The sequence below is a fragment of the Arthrobacter sp. NA-172 genome, assembly GCF_043952055.1.
GTDB lineage: Bacteria > Actinomycetota > Actinomycetes > Actinomycetales > Micrococcaceae > Arthrobacter.
Genome location: NZ_JBINOT010000001.1, coordinates 2087101 through 2104920, shown reverse-complemented (window position 1 = coordinate 2104920; position 17820 = coordinate 2087101). Strand labels below are relative to the sequence as shown.

Sequence of the window (17820 nt, the reverse complement as noted above, 5' to 3'; positions counted from 1 at the left end):
GTGGAGGACCCTTCAGCTGTCCCTCAATGCTACCCGCGGGTAGGTACCTGTGCTAGGGGCGGGTTGGGGGGTGAATTCCACCGGCAATTCAACCTTGCCGGCCTGGTGGATCAGTTGGTCCCACGCGAAATTGATGCCGTGGACCAAGCCGCCCAGCACGCTCTTGACGGTGTACCAGGCAAAGCTCGCCGCGCCGACCAACGCAAGCGCCGCCATGGCAGCTACCGCGATGAACGCCGCCAGCACCAGGCCGAAGACGAGTGTTCCCACGAAGACATAGGTGCTGCTATCAAAGGCCGTAAGATCGATCTGCATTGGGTCCCCTCCGCAACGCTGCCAAAGCCGACGTCGGAGCGTCGACGTCGTTGGTGTCGACACTAGGGGCGGCGTCGGCGGTTCAGCCAGCAACAACACCGGCGTCGCGCCTGTTGATACGCGATCGAAACCCTACCGGGAGGTAGATCACGGAAGGGTTGCGGCGCACCCTGCGTTAACCTTGTACGGGGCAGTTTTCGGGATTTCCGCTGCCAGTAGGTTCCGCGGCAGCTGAAGGAGAGTAAGTGTCCCGCTCAGCAATGTCCTCTGCCGATGCCATGAGTGCACGGCTCAGGGATCTCGAACTTCTCACGAAGGGCCCCGCTTGGGCTCTCACCCGCTCGGCCCCCTGGGTCATCGCGGTGCTGCAGGCGTCTTTTACCCGCACAAGACCGCAGCTTCCGCTCGAAGAGTTCCATGCCGACGTCGACGCCTTCCTTGAGCAGCTCCGGCGGCAGGACCCGTCGCTGGGCGGCCAAGCGAGCGGCAAAGCTTTTGCCGACGAATGGACCCGCAAGCAATTCCTGACACGTCGCAGCCAGTCCGGGCAGATCGTCTACGAGGTCACCGAGGCCGCCGCGCGCGTCCTGGCTTTCCTCGACAGTCTCTCCAGCGAACGGTCCACCCTTAACGGTTCGCGGCTCGGAACTCTGCTGGGCGACGTCGAGAAGCTCGCCAACGAGACCAATCCGGACCAAAGCGCCCGGCTGGAGTCCCTCGGCGAGGAAATCCAGGAGCGCCGGCAGTTGATCGAGGACATCAGTTCCGGAGATTTCGATGGGCTCTTGGACGATGAAGAAGCTGTCGAAGCGGCTGGAAACATCCTCGACCTGGCGGCGAGCCTGCCCGCCGACTACAAGAAAATGCGTGATCGTATCGAAGAACTGGTGGGTGAGCTCCGCAACCAGATCATCGAAGAATCGCTCAGCAAGGGCGCCACCATGGCGCAGGTCCTGGAGGCCGACAAACGTCTGCGGCAGAGCCCCGAAGGCCGCACGTTCCGTTCCTTCACGGCGTTCCTCGAGGATCCGCAGCAGCAGCTGCGGTTCCGTTTGGCGATCGGCGATGTGTTGAGCCGCCAGTTCGCCGACGACCTCAGCCATGAGGACCGTGAAACTCTCAAGAACCTTGTGGCAGAACTGCGTACGCAGCACAGCCAGATCCAGCGCATCTATGGCAGGCTCTCCGAGAGCCTGAACAACTACATCCAGAGCGATGACATCCGGCAGTCCGTCCGGCTCCGGCAGGTCCTGCGGGAGGCCGAACAGGCCATCCGCTCCATGCCGTACGAACGTGACCGTGCGGGCCTGGTCCGCGGACCGGTGCTGTTCAACGCGGGATTCGAATCGCTCGCCATGGTCAAGCTGTTCGATCCGGATGAGTTCGCGGCGCCCCCGAAGCTCGCCGATCCCATCGCCTTCAGCGATTCGGACCGCGTCCGTTCGCTGCGCTCCGCAAAGGCGAAGCCCGACGTCGTCCGCTCGGCCATGGCGGGCGCCTCCACTCTGGCGGGGGCCTGGGCAAACTTGCCCGAGGAAGAACGGCACATCAACACTGTCAGGGCCCTCCTGTCCGCGGCGCTGCATGGCGGTGCAGCGTTTGACCGGGCTGCCTGGGAAGACATCGACTTCGAACAAATCGATGGCAGCACCCGCACCGCGTACCTGCCGCTCGTGACGCTGACTTCAAGTGACGCTAAGGATTCCGATGACTGACGCCCCCCACCCCAGCGAGCATGCCCCCTCTTCGGAGCAAGGAGTGGACATAGCGCAGCATGTCCATCAGGAACCTTTCCACGTCACGCCCCGCGACACGTTCGTCGACGGCGCGGCGCTCTTCCCGGGCGATACCGGTGTGCTCTCCATGAAAGTCCGGCAGGCTCTCGTGCGGCTGCTCAAGGGTCCGTATATCGACGGCGGCCGCGACGAAAAACTCTGGACCACCCTCCTGGACAACCAAGTGATTCTCCGCAGCAGGCTCTCGGAGCTGTTCCTGAACCTGCAGCTGGACCATGAACGGAAGATTGCGGTGCTTCGGCCCGTTGATCCGGACGCGATCGGCGGCAGTACACGATCCAGCATCCTGCGCCAACAACGCGCCTTGAGCCGAGTGGAAACCATCGTGCTGTTACGGCTTCGGCTCCTCCTGGACCGCCACGTCACGGCCCAGACGGAACCCACCATCACCCGCGAGGAAATCGCTGAGCTTGTGGCGCACTACCAGCCGTCCGGCCAACAAGACGCCCTCCGCGATACCGACGTCGTCAACCGCACCGTCACCAAGCTCCTTGCGCGCCAACTCCTCCTGGCCACCGGCATCGAGGACACGTTCGCCATCTCCAAAGCCCTCCCGCTAGCCCTTCCCTTCGAAAACATCGGCGACATCCCCGCCCAAATCGAAGCCCTCGTAGCAGTTGCCGCCGACGAATCCGGCACCGAACCATTGATCGAGCTCACAGACCCCGACGACGACTCCAACGACACCACCGAATCGGAGGCAGCCAAGTGACCATTGCGACGATGCTTCCGATCGGCGAGCTCACTAACCCCGGCCAGATGCGCCTGGCCTTGGTTCAAGTGGTCAACTGGGGAACATTCCATGGCGCCCACACGATGCACGTTGACCGCAACGGGACGCTGCTTACGGGCAATTCGGGTGTCGGCAAGTCCACGTTGTTCGATGCCATGCTTCGCGTCTTCGATGCCCGGCCACGCTCCAACGAGGCCGCGGCACAGCGGGCTGGCGGGGCTGTGGAGGACAAGAGGACCACGTTCACCTACATGCGCGGAAAAGTGGGCGACAAGGCCGTGGGCGAGGGCTCGGCCAGTGCCTTCCAGCGCCCTGGTGCCACATGGTCCGCCGTCGCCCTCACGTTCGACAATGCGGCTGGCACCAAGGTCACCGTTTCGGCCCTCTTTGACCTGCCCAAAAACGGCACGGAGTCGAGCGTCGGCCGGTTCTACGTGATCGACAACAAACCCTTGGATCTCGGCGCGATCGAGGGCATTGCCGAGAAGCGTTTCACCAAGGGCGCACTGGAAACCATCTTTACGGATGCCCAGATCTTCGATGTGCACAAGGCCTTTGCGGAGCGGTTCCGTCGGCTGCTGGGCATCAATTCAGACCAGGCACTTCCGCTCCTGAGGGTGATCCAGGCAGGGAAGGGGCTCGGCGGCAGCGTCAACACGTTCTTCCGCGACCAGGTTCTCGACGCGCCCGCGACGCTCGCTGCTGCGGACGACGTCGTCGAGGAATTCAGCAACCTCATGTCCATCAGGCAGCGGCTTGAGGACGTTCGCCAGCAGCGCGACCAGCTGGCCGCGGTGCCCGGCATGAACAAGGAGTACGCCCAGTCGTTGCTTGAGGCGAACAGGCTCCGCGAGCTCAGCGGCGAGGAATTCGACGCTTACAAACAGCAGCTTTCGGTCACGGTTCACGCCAAGACTCTGGCCCGTTTCAGGGAGCTCGCGCAGCTCAAAGCCAAGGAGCTCAGCACTGAACGTGGCGTCCGGGACGCGCTGGCGAAGGAGTTGCGCCAGCTCGAATCGGACTACAACAACCAGGGCGGCAATGCAATTTCGGCGATCGAGCAATCGTTGGACAATGCGCGCGTCGGCCTCAAACTTCGTCAGCAGGTTGAGGAGGCGGCTCGTCAGGCGTTGGCCGACGCCGGACTCACCCTCGAATGGACGGCAGCGGGCTGGGAGCAGGCCCATGAGCAGGCCGCAACCCGCTCGGCCGAGCTCAAGGACGATTCCGAGGCCCTGCGTGAGCTTCGTTTCGAAGCCTTCGACGGCCACGCCACCAAAAAACGCGAGCTCGCCGCAGCCCGGCAGGAACTCGTCTCGCTGAAGACGCGCAAGTCCCTCCTGCCGCCGTCGAGCATTGAAAACCGTGCGGCAATTGCCGCTGCCACCGGAGTCCCCGAGGACCGCATGCCGTTCGGCGGCGAGCTGATCGACCTGGCAGAGGGGGAGGAGCAGTGGCGGCCCGCGGCCGAGCGCGCCTTGCGGAACCTGGCCACGACGCTGCTGGTCCCGGGGGAGCACTTTGCCGCCGTCACGCGCTACTTGAACGACAACACGGTCCGCGGCGCCTTGCGTGCAGTGGATGTTTCCAAGCCGCTCGCGGGCGGTGCTTTGGCTGTGGAGGACGTGTCCGACGGCGATTTGCTCACGAAGCTGGAGATCCTCGCTTTGGGTGCCAATGCGGATTCCGGTCAGTGGATCCGCGAACGGATCGCCCTCGATTTCGCCTACCCGTGCGTGGAGAATCCGGACGAGCTCGCCGGACTGGACAAGGGCCTCAGCCTGGGCGGTGTGGTCAAGCGGAACAGGCACACTGTGGAGAAGGATGACCGCTTCACCAGCAGGCAGGACTACGTTCTCGGCTTCGACAATGCTTCCAAGCTGGAATTGGTCGCTGCGAAGGTCGGTGAGCTCGAAAATGAGCTTGAGAAGGCGGCCGAACTCGCCCAGAGCCGCGAGGATTCGCACCAAGGCATGACGCGCCAACTCGAGGCGCTGCGCCGCATCGCCCACGACGAGCGTGTTTGGGAACAGGTCTCTGCGGCAGTGGCCGCCGAGGAGCTCGCCAAGATCGAGCAGCGGCTCAAGGACGCCTTGGCAGCGCAGGCTGACTTGGAACCTTTGCGTGCAAACATCGAGGCCGTACGCGAAAAGCACCAGTCCTCCACAGGGTCGGCGGCGGTGTTGCAGAGCGAATACAAGACACTCGACCAGCAGATGACCACGGCTGACGCCCTCCTGGATGCTGCGCGCAACCGCCTTGACCAGGCGCCGCCGTCGGGCGCCACTGTGACTGCCCTCGAACCGTATTTCAGCGCGTTCAGCGAGGTGGGCGAGCTCCACGAACTCGACACCCTGGCTGCCGAAGTCCGGACCAAGCTCCTGGCAGAGCTGCACGCCACGGAGTCCCGCGGGCAGGCGTTGGCCGAGCGGCTCACGCGCATGTTCGAAGGATTCGTGCGCGAATGGGGCACTGCCATCTCGGCAGACCACGGCACCTCCATCGGCGCTGCGGGCGAGTTCGAGTCCCGCTATCACCAGATCGTCAGCGAAGGTTTGCCGGCTCAAGAAGCCGAATTCCGGCAGTTCTTCAACCAGCGCACGCACGAGTCGTTCAGCACGCTGCTGCACCTCCTCGACGAAGAACGCCGCGCCATCACGAGCCGCATCCTGCCCCTCAACGGCATCCTGTCCGAGGTCAATTTCCACGAGGGGAGCTTCCTGGAACTCGATATTAAGCAGACGCTGCCGGCCACCGCGAAGCAGTTCAAGGACGCCATTCACAACGCGCTGAAGACGCGCCACACGCGGCCCTCCCGCGCGGCCGCCGCCGCTTCGGGTGCCGCGACGGCAACGGAGGCGGACGACGACGTCGAACTCACCAACCGCTACAAGTCGCTCGAAACGCTGGTCAAGCGTCTCGGATCGCAAACTCCGGAGGACCGGCGTTGGCGGGCCGAGGTGCTGGATGTCCGGGGGCATCTTTTCATCCAGTGCAAAGAGCACCGCTCCGTCCAAGGCGCGCGCGGCGGCAAGAAGACCGAGGTGTACATGCACGCGGACACTGGGTCGATGTCCGGTGGCGAGCGGCAGCGGTTCACGGCGTTCATCATGGCAGCGGCCCTGAGCTACCAGCTGGGCATCGCCGAGCAGGGTTTCACGACGTACGGCACGGTGATGATGGACGAGGCGTTTGTCTTGGCTTCGGAGGAATTCGCAGGTGCGGGCATCAAGGCGCTCCACGAGTTCGGATTCCAGTTGTTGCTTGCCGCTCCCGAAAACGTGATCGACCTGTCCCGGCATCTTGGTTCGGTCACCGAAATCCTGCGCGACAAACGAACCAACCGCTCCGGCGTGCTGACAGCTCCTGTCATCGGCGCCCCGGGTGTGCCAGGCGTATGGCGTTCCGAAGCCAACCCCGTGGACATCGTGCTCCGCTAACTGCCGCTACCGGTACCACCAGTGCCCGCTCACTTATGTGAGCGGGCACTGGTGGCCGAGCGGCTACTTTCCCTGGACGCGCCTCAGGAACTGTGCCGTCCGGGACTGCAATCCGCCGATTTGGCGAGCGACGACGGCGCCCGGGTCCGGATTGATCTCACTGGCCGGGGGCTCTTTGCGGACGTTGGTGCAGCAGCCGAAGTCGGCGCAGATCAACGTCCCGACTGTGTTGCCGTCGCGACCCGGTTGACCGGCACGCTTGGCCACCCAGAGATAAACATCGTCCTTGGAAAACACGTCGCGGCATAGCTCACAAAGGACCGAGCGTTTCTTGCCGGAGCCCCCTTCCGGCGCGCGAAGCATGATCCCAGTGAGGGTTCCCTCGTTTTGAACGACAAGATAGCCTCGCATCGGCATCTTTTCGTCGCGCCAGCCGAGGAATTCGAGGTTGTCCCAATCGAGGGAATCAAAGTCCTTCGAGAGGCTGAGTTTGGCGGCTTCCGAGCGGCTCGCATTGATGAATGAGGATCGGACTTGTTGAGCGGTAATTTTCTGCACGGCAGAGTTCTTTCGAATCGATGTGGCCCCGAAGGGGGAAAGGACGCTGGCGTCTGGCGATCCGGGCGCACAACAGAGGAATCCGTTGTTGTGCTTCGTACGTGCTGGCAGCGGGCTAGTTCCCGAGACCGCCGAGCGGGATGGCCGACGCAAGGAAGGCTGCAAAGCAGGCCAGATCGGCCACCTCGCCAACCATGGCAGCGTCAACGTGTGCGGTGCGCATGCTCATCCTCTCGATCCTTGCCGGTTTCCCGGTTTGGCGTGGTCCCTTGTGCCAGCCGGTCCTGTCATCCTTGCAAACGACGCCCTTGGTGTCCAAAACCCGTCGGATTGTTCTCCGCTATCCCCGACGTTCGCTCACTTAGGTGAGTGAGCGTCGAATTAACCTGGGCTTTGCCGGCGGTCAACCGGACGGGGCTACGCTGGCGTCGTGGCTGGGAACGTGCTTCATGCTGACCAGAACGGACGACGGCGGTTTGTTGCCTTGGGCGATTCCTTCACCGAGGGCGTGGGGGATCGGAACAAGACCCTGCCGAACGGCGTCCGGGGCTGGGCCGACCGCGTCGCCGAAAAACTGGCCAAGGCTGAACCTGGCTGGGAGTATGCCAATCTTGCCGTGCGGAGCAAGAGGCTACGCCATGTTGTCGAGGAGCAGTTGGACCGGGCCCTGGCCATGGAACCGACGCTCGTCACGCTGTACGCAGGCGGCAATGACATTCTTGACTTCGGCACGGACATGGACGAACTCTTGGCCGAATACGAAAAGCTCGTAGCGCGGCTCGCCGCCACGGGAGCCACGTTGGTCCTATTCACGGGGTATGACGTGAAAGTCTCGGCCGTGCTGGAGCCGTTGAAGAAGCGAAATGCCCTCTACAACGAGCGCGTCCGCGAGTTGGCTGCTACGTATGGCGCCGTCTTGGTGGACCATTGGTGCCTTGATGCCTACCACGACCGTCGGATGTGGGCTCCTGACCGTCTCCATATGTCCAAGGCCGGACACAAATACATGGCGGCACAGGTCCTGGACCACCTCGGCGTCCCGCACAAGTTCTCGCCCAAGGACTGGGAACCGCCCCAGCGGCTCAAGCTGCGTGACTGGGAACGTCGTCAGCGCCGTTGGGTGAACGATTGGGTCCTGCCCCTGTTCGGCCGGAAGCTCCGCGGCGTCACGCTCGGGGACAGCCTTCGCCCTCGCTGGCCTGAGCCCGTGAAAGTTCCGCGGAAGGCCGGGCTGCGGAAACTCGCCACACGCCAAGCCGCCGTCTCTGGTACTGGAAACAACGCTCAAAACAACGGAGGCACCTGATCATGACCACGCAAACGCCGGTGCGATTTGTCGCCGTCGGGGATTCCTTCACGGAAGGGGTCGGCGATTCCGATCCTCGCCTTCCCAACGATTGCCGCGGCTGGGCTGACCGGGTCGCCGAGGAATTGGCCAGGCATCAGCCGCAGACGCGGTACGCCAACTTGGCGGTTCGCGGCCGGCGGCTCAAACCGATTGTGACTGAACAACTTCAACCCGCTCTGGGTCAGGCTCCCACGCTGGTCAGTTTCCACGCTGGCGGCAACGATCTCCTCGGCGCCCGGCTGGACATGCGCTCTCTTGTGGTGAGATTCGAAGACGCAGTGGCCCGGATTGCGGAGAGCGGTGCCCAAATCCTCCTGTTCACCGAGTACAACGTCCCGCTCTCGCCCATGTTGGAACCGCTCAAGCTGCGCACCGCCGTTTTCAACAAGCACATCCGGCGCATCGCCGCCGCATATGGAACACTCCTGGTGGATCACTGGTGCTTCGAAAAGTACCAAGACCGGCGCATGTGGGCGCCTGACCGGCTGCACATGTCCGGAATCGGACACGAATATATGGCTCGGAAAGTCTTGGAAGTGTTGGGTGCCCCGCATTCCCTCGGCTCACCGGTGCTCGGGCCGCTGCTACCCCGGAACCGCGCCGAGATAATGGCCGACGACGCCGCGTGGCTGAGGCGAGATGTGGCGCCTTGGCTTTCGCGCCGGTTCCGGGGAGTTTCGAGCGGGGACCACTTGAGCGCCCGCTGGCCTGCGCTCATGCCGGTGGTTCTCCCTGAGCGGTTGGGGACGTCGCCTGAACCCGCGCGGCTCTGACGTACACCAGCGTCTCGCCTGACACATTATTGGCGCGGTGGCAGTCAAGTCAGTCCAGCAGGTTTTCGTACCCGGTAGACGCCGTTGTCACGGTGAATTCGATGACCTCGAAGTCGGCTACTCCGTTCACGTAGAACGGATCCGTAGCCAGGGAAGCGTCGAGTGTTGCACGGTCGACGTTGGACAACAGCACACCGCCGACAGCGGGAACGCGACGCCCGGACGCAAGGAAAGTGCCGGCGTCGAACGCTTCTTTGACCCAGTCCATGTGTGCGGGGCGGTGAAAATCGACGATCTCGTCGGGAACCTTGTATGTCAGCGAAACGACGAACATGCTCGTCAGCCTACAGCCCCGCGGGGACGCCCAGATGGTGCAACGGCAGAGGCCGTCCTTCGCCAAGTAGGCGAAGGACGGCCTCCCGTGAGTCAATGTGCATTTCCTACGGCAGCAGTTTGACCGCCGAGTTCCAGTTGTAATCCGGGTGGGCTTCGCTGATCTGGAGCGTCATGACGAGAAGCTGGAAGGCCTCGAGCTCACGCGAACGGCGCAGCGGTCCGACGTTCACGGGACGCAGCCCGGCACCTTTGATGAAGTCAACGACGGCGGCCGTCGCCTCGGCGTCGTCGCTCGCTACCAGCACATCAAGGATCTGGCCGCCCACTTCGCCTTCCGCGAGCGTGGCTGCGAAGACGGTGTTGAACGCCTTGACCACCGATGCGCCCGGAGCCAAAGCCTGGAGTTCTTCAGCGGCCGAGGTTCCGGCGGGGACGGTAAGTGAGTCGAAGGTTTCGAAGTTTACGGGGTTGGAGATGTCCACGATTGCTTTGCCGTTGAGGGCCGAACCATAGGAAGCAATCACTTCCTTGGAAGCCTCGAACGGCGTGGCCAGCACAACGATGCTGCCTTCCACAGGAGTGCCCGTGGTGCCCGACGTTCCGTTGACCTTTGCCGCCAGCGCGGCGGCGGAGCCCGCATCGCGGCTGAGGACCTGGACGCTTTTGCCGGCCGCAGCGGCGAGGGCCGCAATTCCGGATGCCATGTTGCCGGTACCGATGATGGTGATGTCAGCCATTGTTGTTCCTTTGCTCGTGGTCTCGTGGAGGCCCGCTTTTATTTACTTGAAGCTTCAACTAAAACAATAATCCTCTTAAGTTGAAGTGTCAAGCATTGATTTCCTTCTAAGATGAGTTCATGACCGAACCGCGCTGGCTCAATGCCGACGAACGCCGTGCCTGGCTGGCCCTCCTGAGTATCAACACCTTGCTGCCCGCAGCCCTGGACACCCAGCTGCAAGCGGCCGGGAAATTGTCACTGTTCGACTACAACGTGCTCGCCATGCTGTCCGAGGCCGACGGACGTTTCCTGCCGATGAGTGAGCTGGCGGCACGGACGAGTGCATCGCTGTCGAGGCTCTCGCACGTGGTCACGAAGTTGCAGAAACGCGGCTGGGTAGAGCGGGAAGCGCATCCGGGTGATGCTCGCGTCACGGTGGCTCACTTAACGGAGGCCGGCATGGACACCATCGTGACTCTCGCGCCAGGGCATGTGGACGCGGTCCGGGCCTTGATGTTGGACGCGATGACCGACGACGACGTTGCGGACCTCGCGCGGATCGGCGAGAAGATCGTGGCTCGCCTGGACGACGATCACTGGATCCTGCGCGAACTCTGAGGCGCGAACCCTGCGACGAACCCCACGTGACCGCCGCCCCGCCGTGATGAAAGACTGACGACATGAATTTTTCTGCCCGGTATGTGGCATTGGGAGACTCGTTCACCGAGGGCCTTGGCGACGCGGACCCGTCGCTCCCCCATGGAGTCAGGGGGTGGGCGGACCTCGTTGCCCGGCAACTTTCTCGAAGCAACGAAAATTTCGGCTACGCCAACCTGGCCATCCGCGGCAAGAAACTGCGGCAAGTCATGGCAGAACAGGTGGACGCCGCCGTCGCACTTGAACCGACGCTGGTGACCCTGTACGCGGGAGCGAATGACATCTTCCGTCCGAAAGTGGACATCGACAGGCTCATGCAGGATTACGAGGCGGGAATCGCGAAGCTGAGCTCCACCGGCGCTACGCTGCTCCTCTTCACTGGCTTCGACGCCCGCAGTTCCAAGGTTTTCGGCACCATGCGCGGACGCACCGCAATCTACAACGAGCTGGTGCGCGAGATTGCCGAGAATCACGGGGCGCTACTGGTGGATTATTGGCGGTTCAGCGAATATCACGACTGGCACATGTGGTCGCAGGACCGTATGCACATGTCCACTGCCGGCCACATCAACATGGCCAACCGGGTACTGGCTGTCCTGGAACACGACGGTTCCCTCGACGTGCCGCCCCCGGTCGCGCAACCCCAACTTGCCCGGGTGGAAGCTTTGCGTGCCAACGCACGCTGGGCCCGCGAACACGCGGCCCCGTGGGTCGTCCGCCGAGTGACGGGCAAATCATCCGGCGATGGGCTCAGCCCGAGGTATCCACAACTCACTCCGCTTTAGCCGTACTGGGCCGAAGGGGTCCGGAACCCCGGCGTGGCGAGCAGCCCGCCGTCGTTCTTCACCGCGAGCACCTCAACGTCCCAGCGGGCAGTGGCTAGCGTGAGGGTCCGGGCGCCGCCAGCCATGATGGCGGTAGCGAGGACATCGGCCGTGACGATGTCCTCAGCCGCCACCGAAACTTGGCGGAATCCCTCGGATTTCCCTCGCGTCAAGCCGGCTGACCAGATGTGGTGGCCGCGTTCGCCGGTTCCGGAGGTCGCCAGTGCATGCTTGGCGCCTGCCAGTGGAAAAGCAGTCAGGAGTGCCGCCCGATCCGCCGGATCCACAATCCCGGCCAGCCATGCACGATCGGTACCCGGGGCCGGCGAACCGTCCACCAGGACATCTCCGCCCGCGTTGAGGCACCAATCCTTAAGGCCCAGCGCGTGCAGGGACGTTCCGGCCTCCCGAATTGCGTGCCCCTTGACGATCCCCGCCAAGTCCACCACACCGTCCGGTCGCTCCGCTGTGAACGCACCTTCCGTGAGGGTGCGCCACTGGGAGGCCTCCAGGTAAAGCTGGCGCATGTCCGCTGAGGCATCCGCAAGCGCCAGCTCGCGGCGGACCATCGCGCTCGCCTCCGAGTCGGGACGGTAGAGACTGAACTTCTTGTCCAGAGCGTCAAACAACTGCTCGACGACGGCGGTGGCCGCTTCGAGCTCTTCCTCCACAGCGTGGGAAGTCCCGTGAGGAACAGCGAGGCTCACCACAGTGCCCATGCTGGTGAAGGTGCGGGAACTAAGGCGGAGACCGGCGATGTCCCGTCCCGGCTCACTGGGCTTAGAAGTGGGCTGCATCGAGGGCTGCCTGAAGGGACGTCAAATACGCCTCACTGGTATAGGTGGCCCCGCTGATGGTTTGGACGTTGGCAGTTTGCGCGCTCAGGACTTCGGAACGGAGGAGCGGCGCGGCCCTGGCGCTGATCTGGACGGACCTTTGCTCCTGGTCCGTCAGATGCAAGGCCGTGACATCCGTGATGACTCCGGCCTTGACCGTCACTTGGACCTGAACCGTTCCGAAGCGGGTGTCCACGGCGGTGCCTGCGTAAGTGCCGCCCGCTTTGGCCGACGCGCCTGCCTTCGCCGTCGCTCCCGTACTAGAACTAGAACTGGAACTGGAACCTGTGCTGGAACTGGACCCGGAACCTGTGCTGGAACTGGTTCCCGAGGACGATCCGGAAGCGCTGCTCCCGGTGGTTCCATTCGCCGTCGTGCCCGTGTTTCCTCCTGTGGAGGACGTCGCGACGGCTGATGCGTTGGATTCGGCCACATGCGCCCCTGCTTGCCATCCGGCGAGGAGGATTGCCGCTGACGCAAGCGCCGCTGATATTCCTGCCCTGAGTCTCACCAGTCAAACCTTTCGTAGTGGAGTTGTTCCTCCCGGACGCCGGAGCTTTTCGCGTCGGCCAAGACCTGGCGCGCCCAGGCGGATGGGCCGCAGATGTAGACATCGGCGTCGGCGATGTCCGGTACGTAGTCCCGCAGCCGCGCGGCACCTGCCGAGGCCGGCAGCCACGTGCTCTTGGCATTCCTTGCGCGGTGGCCGATCAGGTGGAAGAGAGTGGCGCCGCGTTTCCGGCACAACTCCAGGATCTCCGTCGCCCAAGAACAACTCACCTTCACTGCTGCCACGCAGTAGAACTGTCGCTTGGCCGGGTGCAAAAGGAGTGGATTCCAAGAGTGCACGGAGCGGGGTGATTCCGATTCCTGCTCCGATCATCACGATGCGATCCCGGCTCCGGGCGGCTGTGCTGAAGACGCCGTAGGGGCCCTCGATCGCTACTTTCGTTCCCGGGCGGAGAGAGGCCAGCCGTGACGAACCCGTACCTAGGTTACGGACGGTGATGCGCAAGGTGTCCTGCCGAGGCAGCCGGCCCGGTATGGCCGGAGCTCTTTGCGGTTCCGCGGACAAGCTATACGGGTGTGCCTGCCACCACATTCCCGGGGCCAGGAAGCGCCAGACGAAGAACCTGCCGCCGGCGCCCGTCAATTCGTTCAGGCGGAGGCCGCTCATTTCTATGCTGACCACGTCCGGCGCCACCCGCACCACGCGCCGCACCGTTAGCTGGTGCCGGAATGTCGCCATCACCGGCACGGCCAGACGGAACCAAACCAATGCCGAACCTGTTCCGATATAAAGCAGCAGCCAGTACCAGCGCTGCCAGGTGCCTGCGGCGAACAAGCCGCCCACACTGAACTGGTGCGGCAATGCCGTTGCTACCGCGAGGTAGGTAAGCAAGTGGACGAAGTACCAGAATTCGTACGGAAAACGGCGCCGCACAGCTACCAGCGAGGTGACCACGACGGCAATGAACAACGCCATGGAGACAAACGCCAGCCACATATCGGGTACCAACACCCAGAGCGAAACGGCCTCGCTGACGGGGTTCAGGCCTTCGGCCATGCCGTAGCCGGTCGCCACAAGAAGTCCGTGTGCCAGCAAGAGGTAGAGCGCCGGTTTGCCTAGTTTCCGATGGAATTCCAACGCCCTGTCATGCCCGACCGCGCCGTCCACGAAAGGCAGGCGTGCCGCGAGCAGAAGCATCAGGAAGACCAGGTCCATGCCGGCAAGTCCGGCCAGCGATCCCGACGGCGGTCACCGCTTGGGTGAGATTCCCTACCGTCGACACCCCGCCGTCGGCAAGCCACAAAGCCAGCGCTGCCGCAAGCGATGCCCACAGCGCAACCGTGAGCATGTCCGCTCGGAACATCCGGCGGCGATGCTGTCCGGCGAACCTTCCCTTGGCGGGATTGCTCCGCGGGGACCGTGCGGCCTGCTTGGTAGTCGTGGCTACCCGCGGGTCCGGGGAGGCGAGGAGTTGTGTCTTCATGGTTCAAGATTGAACCTTCTACCTTTCGATCTCCTGTGAAAGGGCTGGACACCGCTTATGTCTTGAGGTGAGTATGGGCGGCGGCCTTGGGCCGTGCATTTCAGCGGGCCTTTATACACCCGATTGGTCTTAATTTGCCCTTGCCCCTAGACTTAATAGGCGCTAGGTGGCGCGGAGCGTGTGCAATTGCTCCGGTTGGCGGTAACTGTTGGCAACAACGGGACATCCGCGGGCCGGTAGTTAGGGGCTCAAGTTGCGTGCATTCCAGTATTCGCCCAGTATCCCGGCCTGTTGTCCGGGACCCACTACCTTCGCCGCAGCGGTGATCATTGGCTGATTTCAGTCATGGGTCAAGCTCTGCGGGAACTACCGAAAACGGTGTGGACTGGTTGCGGACGCCGCCCGTCGCACGGCAAGCAGGAACTCTGTTGGCCGTTACGTTTATTTTTTAGGAGAGTCGTCATGGCAGCACACTGCCAGGTGACCGGAGCCGAGCCGGGCTTTGGACACAGCATTTCGCACTCGCACCGCCGCAACAAGCGTCGGTTCGACCCCAACATCCAGAAGAAGCGCTACTGGGTTCCGTCCCTGCGCCGTAACGTCACGCTGACCCTGTCGGCCCGTGGCATCAAGACCATCGACGTTCGCGGTATCGACTCTGTCGTTGCCGGGATCCTGCTCGTGGGGTGAAGCTCTAATGGCAAAAGACAAGGACGTACGTCCGATCATCAAGCTGAAGTCCACTGCGGGCACCGGTTACACCTACGTAACCCGCAAGAACCGTCGTAACGACCCGGACCGTCTGGTTCTGAAGAAGTACGACCCCAAGATCCGCCAGCACGTCGAATTCCGAGAGGAGCGCTAAACATGGCTAAGAAGTCCAAGATTGCTCGCAACGAGCAGCGCAAGGTCATCGTTGAGCGTTACGCTGCCAAGCGTCTCGAACTGAAGAAGACCCTGGCTGACGCCAACGCGACTGACGAAGCACGCGAAGAGGCTCGCCTCGGCCTGCAGAAGCTGCCCCGCAACGCCTCCCCGATCCGTCTGCGTAACCGCGACATCATCGACGGCCGCCCGCGCGGTACCTTCCAGAAGTTCGGTATCTCCCGTGTTCGCTTCCGCGACATGGCTCACCGTGGTGAGCTTCCGGGCATCACCAAGTCTTCCTGGTAATCCAGAAGCACTAGAAGGGCCGGCAACCATGTGGTTGCCGGCCCTTCTTGCGTTCCGGCTTCTTGCGGTTCGGGGCGCCTCCCCTTAAGTGGCGCACCACACAATGCTGAATTACGACGTCGGCGGCTGCTTCTGGTGCGGAATCGCCCGTTTTGCCGCGGATTACCGCGGTTTTTGCCTTGGTGTGGGGTGATTTGCGTGTGGTCTGCGGGGTGTGTAAAGTAATTCGAGTCGCCGCCGCTGATGCGGAAAGTTAGCGACCGACCCCCTTGATGAACAGCCTGAAAATGGCGTGCTTGTTGGTGCGCTGTGGATGGGTGGGGACCCCTGTTGGATGGCGGATCGCGGAAACGTTGATTTGCTTTGGTTCCGCAGTTCGGGTAAGTTTGGAAAGTTGCTCCGGAGCGATCTTGGACCGTGTGGTTTGGGTGGTGTCGGGTGTGTCTGTTGTTTGAGAACTCAATAGTGTGCCAAGTTTGTTGATACCGGTTTATTTTATATGAATTGGTTGATTTGCCGGGCTGCCCGCACCCCCGTGTGTGGTGGTCTGGTTTTTTGGCTGGTTTCAAATTTTGTGCAGCTGTTTCTGCCGTTATTTCCGGTGGTTGTGGTTGTGTCTGTTTTTGTTTTACTTCAACGGAGAGTTTGATCCTGGCTCAGGATGAACGCTGGCGGCGTGCTTAACACATGCAAGTCGAACGATGATGCCCAGCTTGCTGGGTGGATTAGTGGCGAACGGGTGAGTAACACGTGAGTAACCTGCCCTTGACTCTGGGATAAGCCTGGGAAACTGGGTCTAATACCGGATACGACCAGTCACCGCATGGTGGTTGGTGGAAAGCTTTTGTGGTTTTGGATGGACTCGCGGCCTATCAGCTTGTTGGTGGGGTAATGGCCTACCAAGGCGATGACGGGTAGCCGGCCTGAGAGGGTGACCGGCCACACTGGGACTGAGACACGGCCCAGACTCCTACGGGAGGCAGCAGTGGGGAATATTGCACAATGGGCGCAAGCCTGATGCAGCGACGCCGCGTGAGGGATGACGGCCTTCGGGTTGTAAACCTCTTTCAGTAGGGAAGAAGCGAAAGTGACGGTACCTGCAGAAGAAGCGCCGGCTAACTACGTGCCAGCAGCCGCGGTAATACGTAGGGCGCAAGCGTTATCCGGAATTATTGGGCGTAAAGAGCTCGTAGGCGGTTTGTCGCGTCTGCTGTGAAAGACCGGGGCTCAACTCCGGTTCTGCAGTGGGTACGGGCAGACTAGAGTGATGTAGGGGAGACTGGAATTCCTGGTGTAGCGGTGAAATGCGCAGATATCAGGAGGAACACCGATGGCGAAGGCAGGTCTCTGGGCATTAACTGACGCTGAGGAGCGAAAGCATGGGGAGCGAACAGGATTAGATACCCTGGTAGTCCATGCCGTAAACGTTGGGCACTAGGTGTGGGGGACATTCCACGTTTTCCGCGCCGTAGCTAACGCATTAAGTGCCCCGCCTGGGGAGTACGGCCGCAAGGCTAAAACTCAAAGGAATTGACGGGGGCCCGCACAAGCGGCGGAGCATGCGGATTAATTCGATGCAACGCGAAGAACCTTACCAAGGCTTGACATGGACTAGTAAAGCGCAGAGATGCGTTCCCCTCTTGAGGCTGGTTCACAGGTGGTGCATGGTTGTCGTCAGCTCGTGTCGTGAGATGTTGGGTTAAGTCCCGCAACGAGCGCAACCCTCGTTCTATGTTGCCAGCGCGTGATGGCGGGGACTCATAGGAGACTGCCGGGGTCAACTCGGAGGAAGGTGGGGACGACGTCAAATCATCATGCCCCTTATGTCTTGGGCTTCACGCATGCTACAATGGCCGGTACAAAGGGTTGCGATACTGTGAGGTGGAGCTAATCCCAAAAAGCCGGTCTCAGTTCGGATTGGGGTCTGCAACTCGACCCCATGAAGTCGGAGTCGCTAGTAATCGCAGATCAGCAACGCTGCGGTGAATACGTTCCCGGGCCTTGTACACACCGCCCGTCAAGTCACGAAAGTTGGTAACACCCGAAGCCGGTGGCCTAACCCTTGTGGGGGGAGCCGTCGAAGGTGGGACCGGCGATTGGGACTAAGTCGTAACAAGGTAGCCGTACCGGAAGGTGCGGCTGGATCACCTCCTTTCTAAGGAGCGCCTTTATCGCCCTTTTCCTGCCGCATGGTGGGTGGGGGGTGTATTGGAAGCAAAGCCCATTGCGCAGGCGTCTGTTCTGCGGTGGGTGCTCATGGGTGGAATATCAACGAATCAAATTTTTGGCATGGCCTTTTCCGTGGTTGTGTCCTGGTGC

The 17820-nt window shown here is 62.2% G+C and carries 18 protein-coding genes and 1 rRNA gene; 11 read left to right on the top strand and 8 right to left on the bottom strand.

What is annotated here, in order from left to right; translation table 11 throughout:
• Positions 1–12 precede the first annotated feature (12 nt).
• A complete protein-coding gene (locus ACF0H6_RS10410) occupies positions 13–315 on the bottom strand; it encodes a hypothetical protein (protein ID WP_395249528.1) in 303 nt (100 codons plus the stop codon).
• Between the two features lie 245 nt (positions 316–560).
• On the opposite strand from ACF0H6_RS10410, the gene ACF0H6_RS10405 reads away from it, so the two are divergent.
• Genes ACF0H6_RS10405 through ACF0H6_RS10395 form a run of 3 tightly spaced genes read left to right on the top strand, consistent with a single transcriptional unit; the run spans position 561 to position 6284 of the window.
• Positions 561–2030, top strand: coding sequence for a DUF3375 family protein (locus ACF0H6_RS10405; protein WP_395249527.1), 1470 nt, complete (start codon positions 561–563; stop codon positions 2028–2030).
• Complete coding sequence (locus ACF0H6_RS10400; RefSeq protein WP_395249526.1) at positions 2023–2823, top strand: DUF4194 domain-containing protein; 801 nt, start codon at positions 2023–2025, stop codon at positions 2821–2823. The genes ACF0H6_RS10405 and ACF0H6_RS10400 overlap by 8 nt, the downstream gene beginning before the upstream one ends.
• Positions 2820–6284: an ATP-binding protein gene (locus ACF0H6_RS10395; RefSeq protein WP_395249525.1), complete on the top strand. Its 3465-nt coding sequence runs from the start codon at positions 2820–2822 to the stop codon at positions 6282–6284. The genes ACF0H6_RS10400 and ACF0H6_RS10395 overlap by 4 nt, the downstream gene beginning before the upstream one ends.
• Before the next feature lie 63 nt (positions 6285–6347).
• Here the strand turns inward: ACF0H6_RS10395 and ACF0H6_RS10390 are convergent, their stop codons facing one another.
• A complete protein-coding gene (locus ACF0H6_RS10390; RefSeq protein WP_395249524.1) occupies positions 6348–6842 on the bottom strand; it encodes an FBP domain-containing protein in 495 nt (164 codons plus the stop codon).
• A 430-nt stretch (positions 6843–7272) separates the two neighbouring features.
• Here ACF0H6_RS10390 and ACF0H6_RS10385 point away from each other — a divergent pair, with 430 nt between their 5' ends.
• Positions 7273–8148, top strand: coding sequence for an SGNH/GDSL hydrolase family protein (locus tag ACF0H6_RS10385; protein WP_395249523.1), 876 nt, complete (start codon positions 7273–7275; stop codon positions 8146–8148).
• Positions 8149–8150: 2 nt separating this feature from the next.
• Positions 8151–8963, top strand: coding sequence for an SGNH/GDSL hydrolase family protein (locus tag ACF0H6_RS10380; RefSeq protein WP_395249522.1), 813 nt, complete (start codon positions 8151–8153; stop codon positions 8961–8963).
• Between the two features lie 49 nt (positions 8964–9012).
• On the opposite strand, the gene ACF0H6_RS10375 is transcribed toward ACF0H6_RS10380, so the two are convergent.
• Both ACF0H6_RS10375 and ACF0H6_RS10370 read right to left on the bottom strand, forming a co-directional pair.
• Positions 9013–9297: a YciI family protein gene (locus ACF0H6_RS10375; protein WP_395249521.1), complete on the bottom strand. Its 285-nt coding sequence runs from the start codon at positions 9295–9297 to the stop codon at positions 9013–9015.
• Between the two features lie 106 nt (positions 9298–9403).
• Entirely contained in the window at positions 9404–10036 is a 633-nt protein-coding gene (locus ACF0H6_RS10370) for an NADPH-dependent F420 reductase (protein WP_395249520.1), read from the bottom strand.
• Positions 10037–10155: 119 nt separating this feature from the next.
• Between ACF0H6_RS10370 and ACF0H6_RS10365 the strand changes: the two genes are divergently transcribed.
• Together ACF0H6_RS10365 and ACF0H6_RS10360 are read left to right on the top strand one after the other, a co-directional pair.
• A complete protein-coding gene (locus tag ACF0H6_RS10365; RefSeq protein WP_395249519.1) occupies positions 10156–10635 on the top strand; it encodes a MarR family winged helix-turn-helix transcriptional regulator in 480 nt (159 codons plus the stop codon).
• A gap of 62 nt (positions 10636–10697) precedes the next feature.
• Entirely contained in the window at positions 10698–11459 is a 762-nt protein-coding gene (locus ACF0H6_RS10360; RefSeq protein WP_395249518.1) for an SGNH/GDSL hydrolase family protein, read from the top strand.
• Here ACF0H6_RS10360 and ACF0H6_RS10355 read toward each other — a convergent pair.
• The 4 genes from ACF0H6_RS10355 to ACF0H6_RS10340 form a co-directional block, all read right to left on the bottom strand.
• A complete protein-coding gene (locus ACF0H6_RS10355) occupies positions 11456–12217 on the bottom strand; it encodes an FAD:protein FMN transferase (protein ID WP_395249928.1) in 762 nt (253 codons plus the stop codon). The two genes, ACF0H6_RS10360 and ACF0H6_RS10355, sit on opposite strands and share 4 nt — an antisense overlap.
• 61 nt (positions 12218–12278) lie before the next feature.
• Complete coding sequence (locus tag ACF0H6_RS10350; protein ID WP_395249517.1) at positions 12279–12845, bottom strand: FMN-binding protein; 567 nt, start codon at positions 12843–12845, stop codon at positions 12279–12281.
• Between the two features lie 3 nt (positions 12846–12848).
• Positions 12849–14060: a ferric reductase-like transmembrane domain-containing protein gene (locus ACF0H6_RS10345; RefSeq protein WP_395249516.1), complete on the bottom strand. Its 1212-nt coding sequence runs from the start codon at positions 14058–14060 to the stop codon at positions 12849–12851.
• Complete coding sequence (locus ACF0H6_RS10340) at positions 13990–14328, bottom strand: hypothetical protein (RefSeq protein ID WP_395249515.1); 339 nt, start codon at positions 14326–14328, stop codon at positions 13990–13992. Before ACF0H6_RS10340 ends, ACF0H6_RS10345 begins: the two co-directional genes overlap by 71 nt.
• 462 nt (positions 14329–14790) lie before the next feature.
• Here ACF0H6_RS10340 and rpmB point away from each other — a divergent pair, with 462 nt between their 5' ends.
• The 4 genes from rpmB to ACF0H6_RS10320 all read left to right on the top strand — a co-directional run bounded on the left by rpmB (position 14791) and on the right by ACF0H6_RS10320 (position 17656).
• On the top strand, positions 14791–15018 hold the full coding sequence (gene rpmB, locus ACF0H6_RS10335) for a 50S ribosomal protein L28 (protein ID WP_395249514.1): 228 nt from the start codon (positions 14791–14793) through the stop codon (positions 15016–15018).
• A 7-nt stretch (positions 15019–15025) separates the two neighbouring features.
• On the top strand, positions 15026–15193 hold the full coding sequence (rpmG, locus tag ACF0H6_RS10330) for a 50S ribosomal protein L33 (RefSeq protein WP_003798558.1): 168 nt from the start codon (positions 15026–15028) through the stop codon (positions 15191–15193).
• Positions 15194–15195: 2 nt separating this feature from the next.
• Complete coding sequence (gene rpsN / locus ACF0H6_RS10325; RefSeq protein WP_395249513.1) at positions 15196–15501, top strand: 30S ribosomal protein S14; 306 nt, start codon at positions 15196–15198, stop codon at positions 15499–15501.
• 633 nt (positions 15502–16134) lie between these two features.
• Positions 16135–17656 (top strand): 16S ribosomal RNA (locus tag ACF0H6_RS10320).
• The last annotated feature ends 164 nt before the right edge of the window (positions 17657–17820 follow it).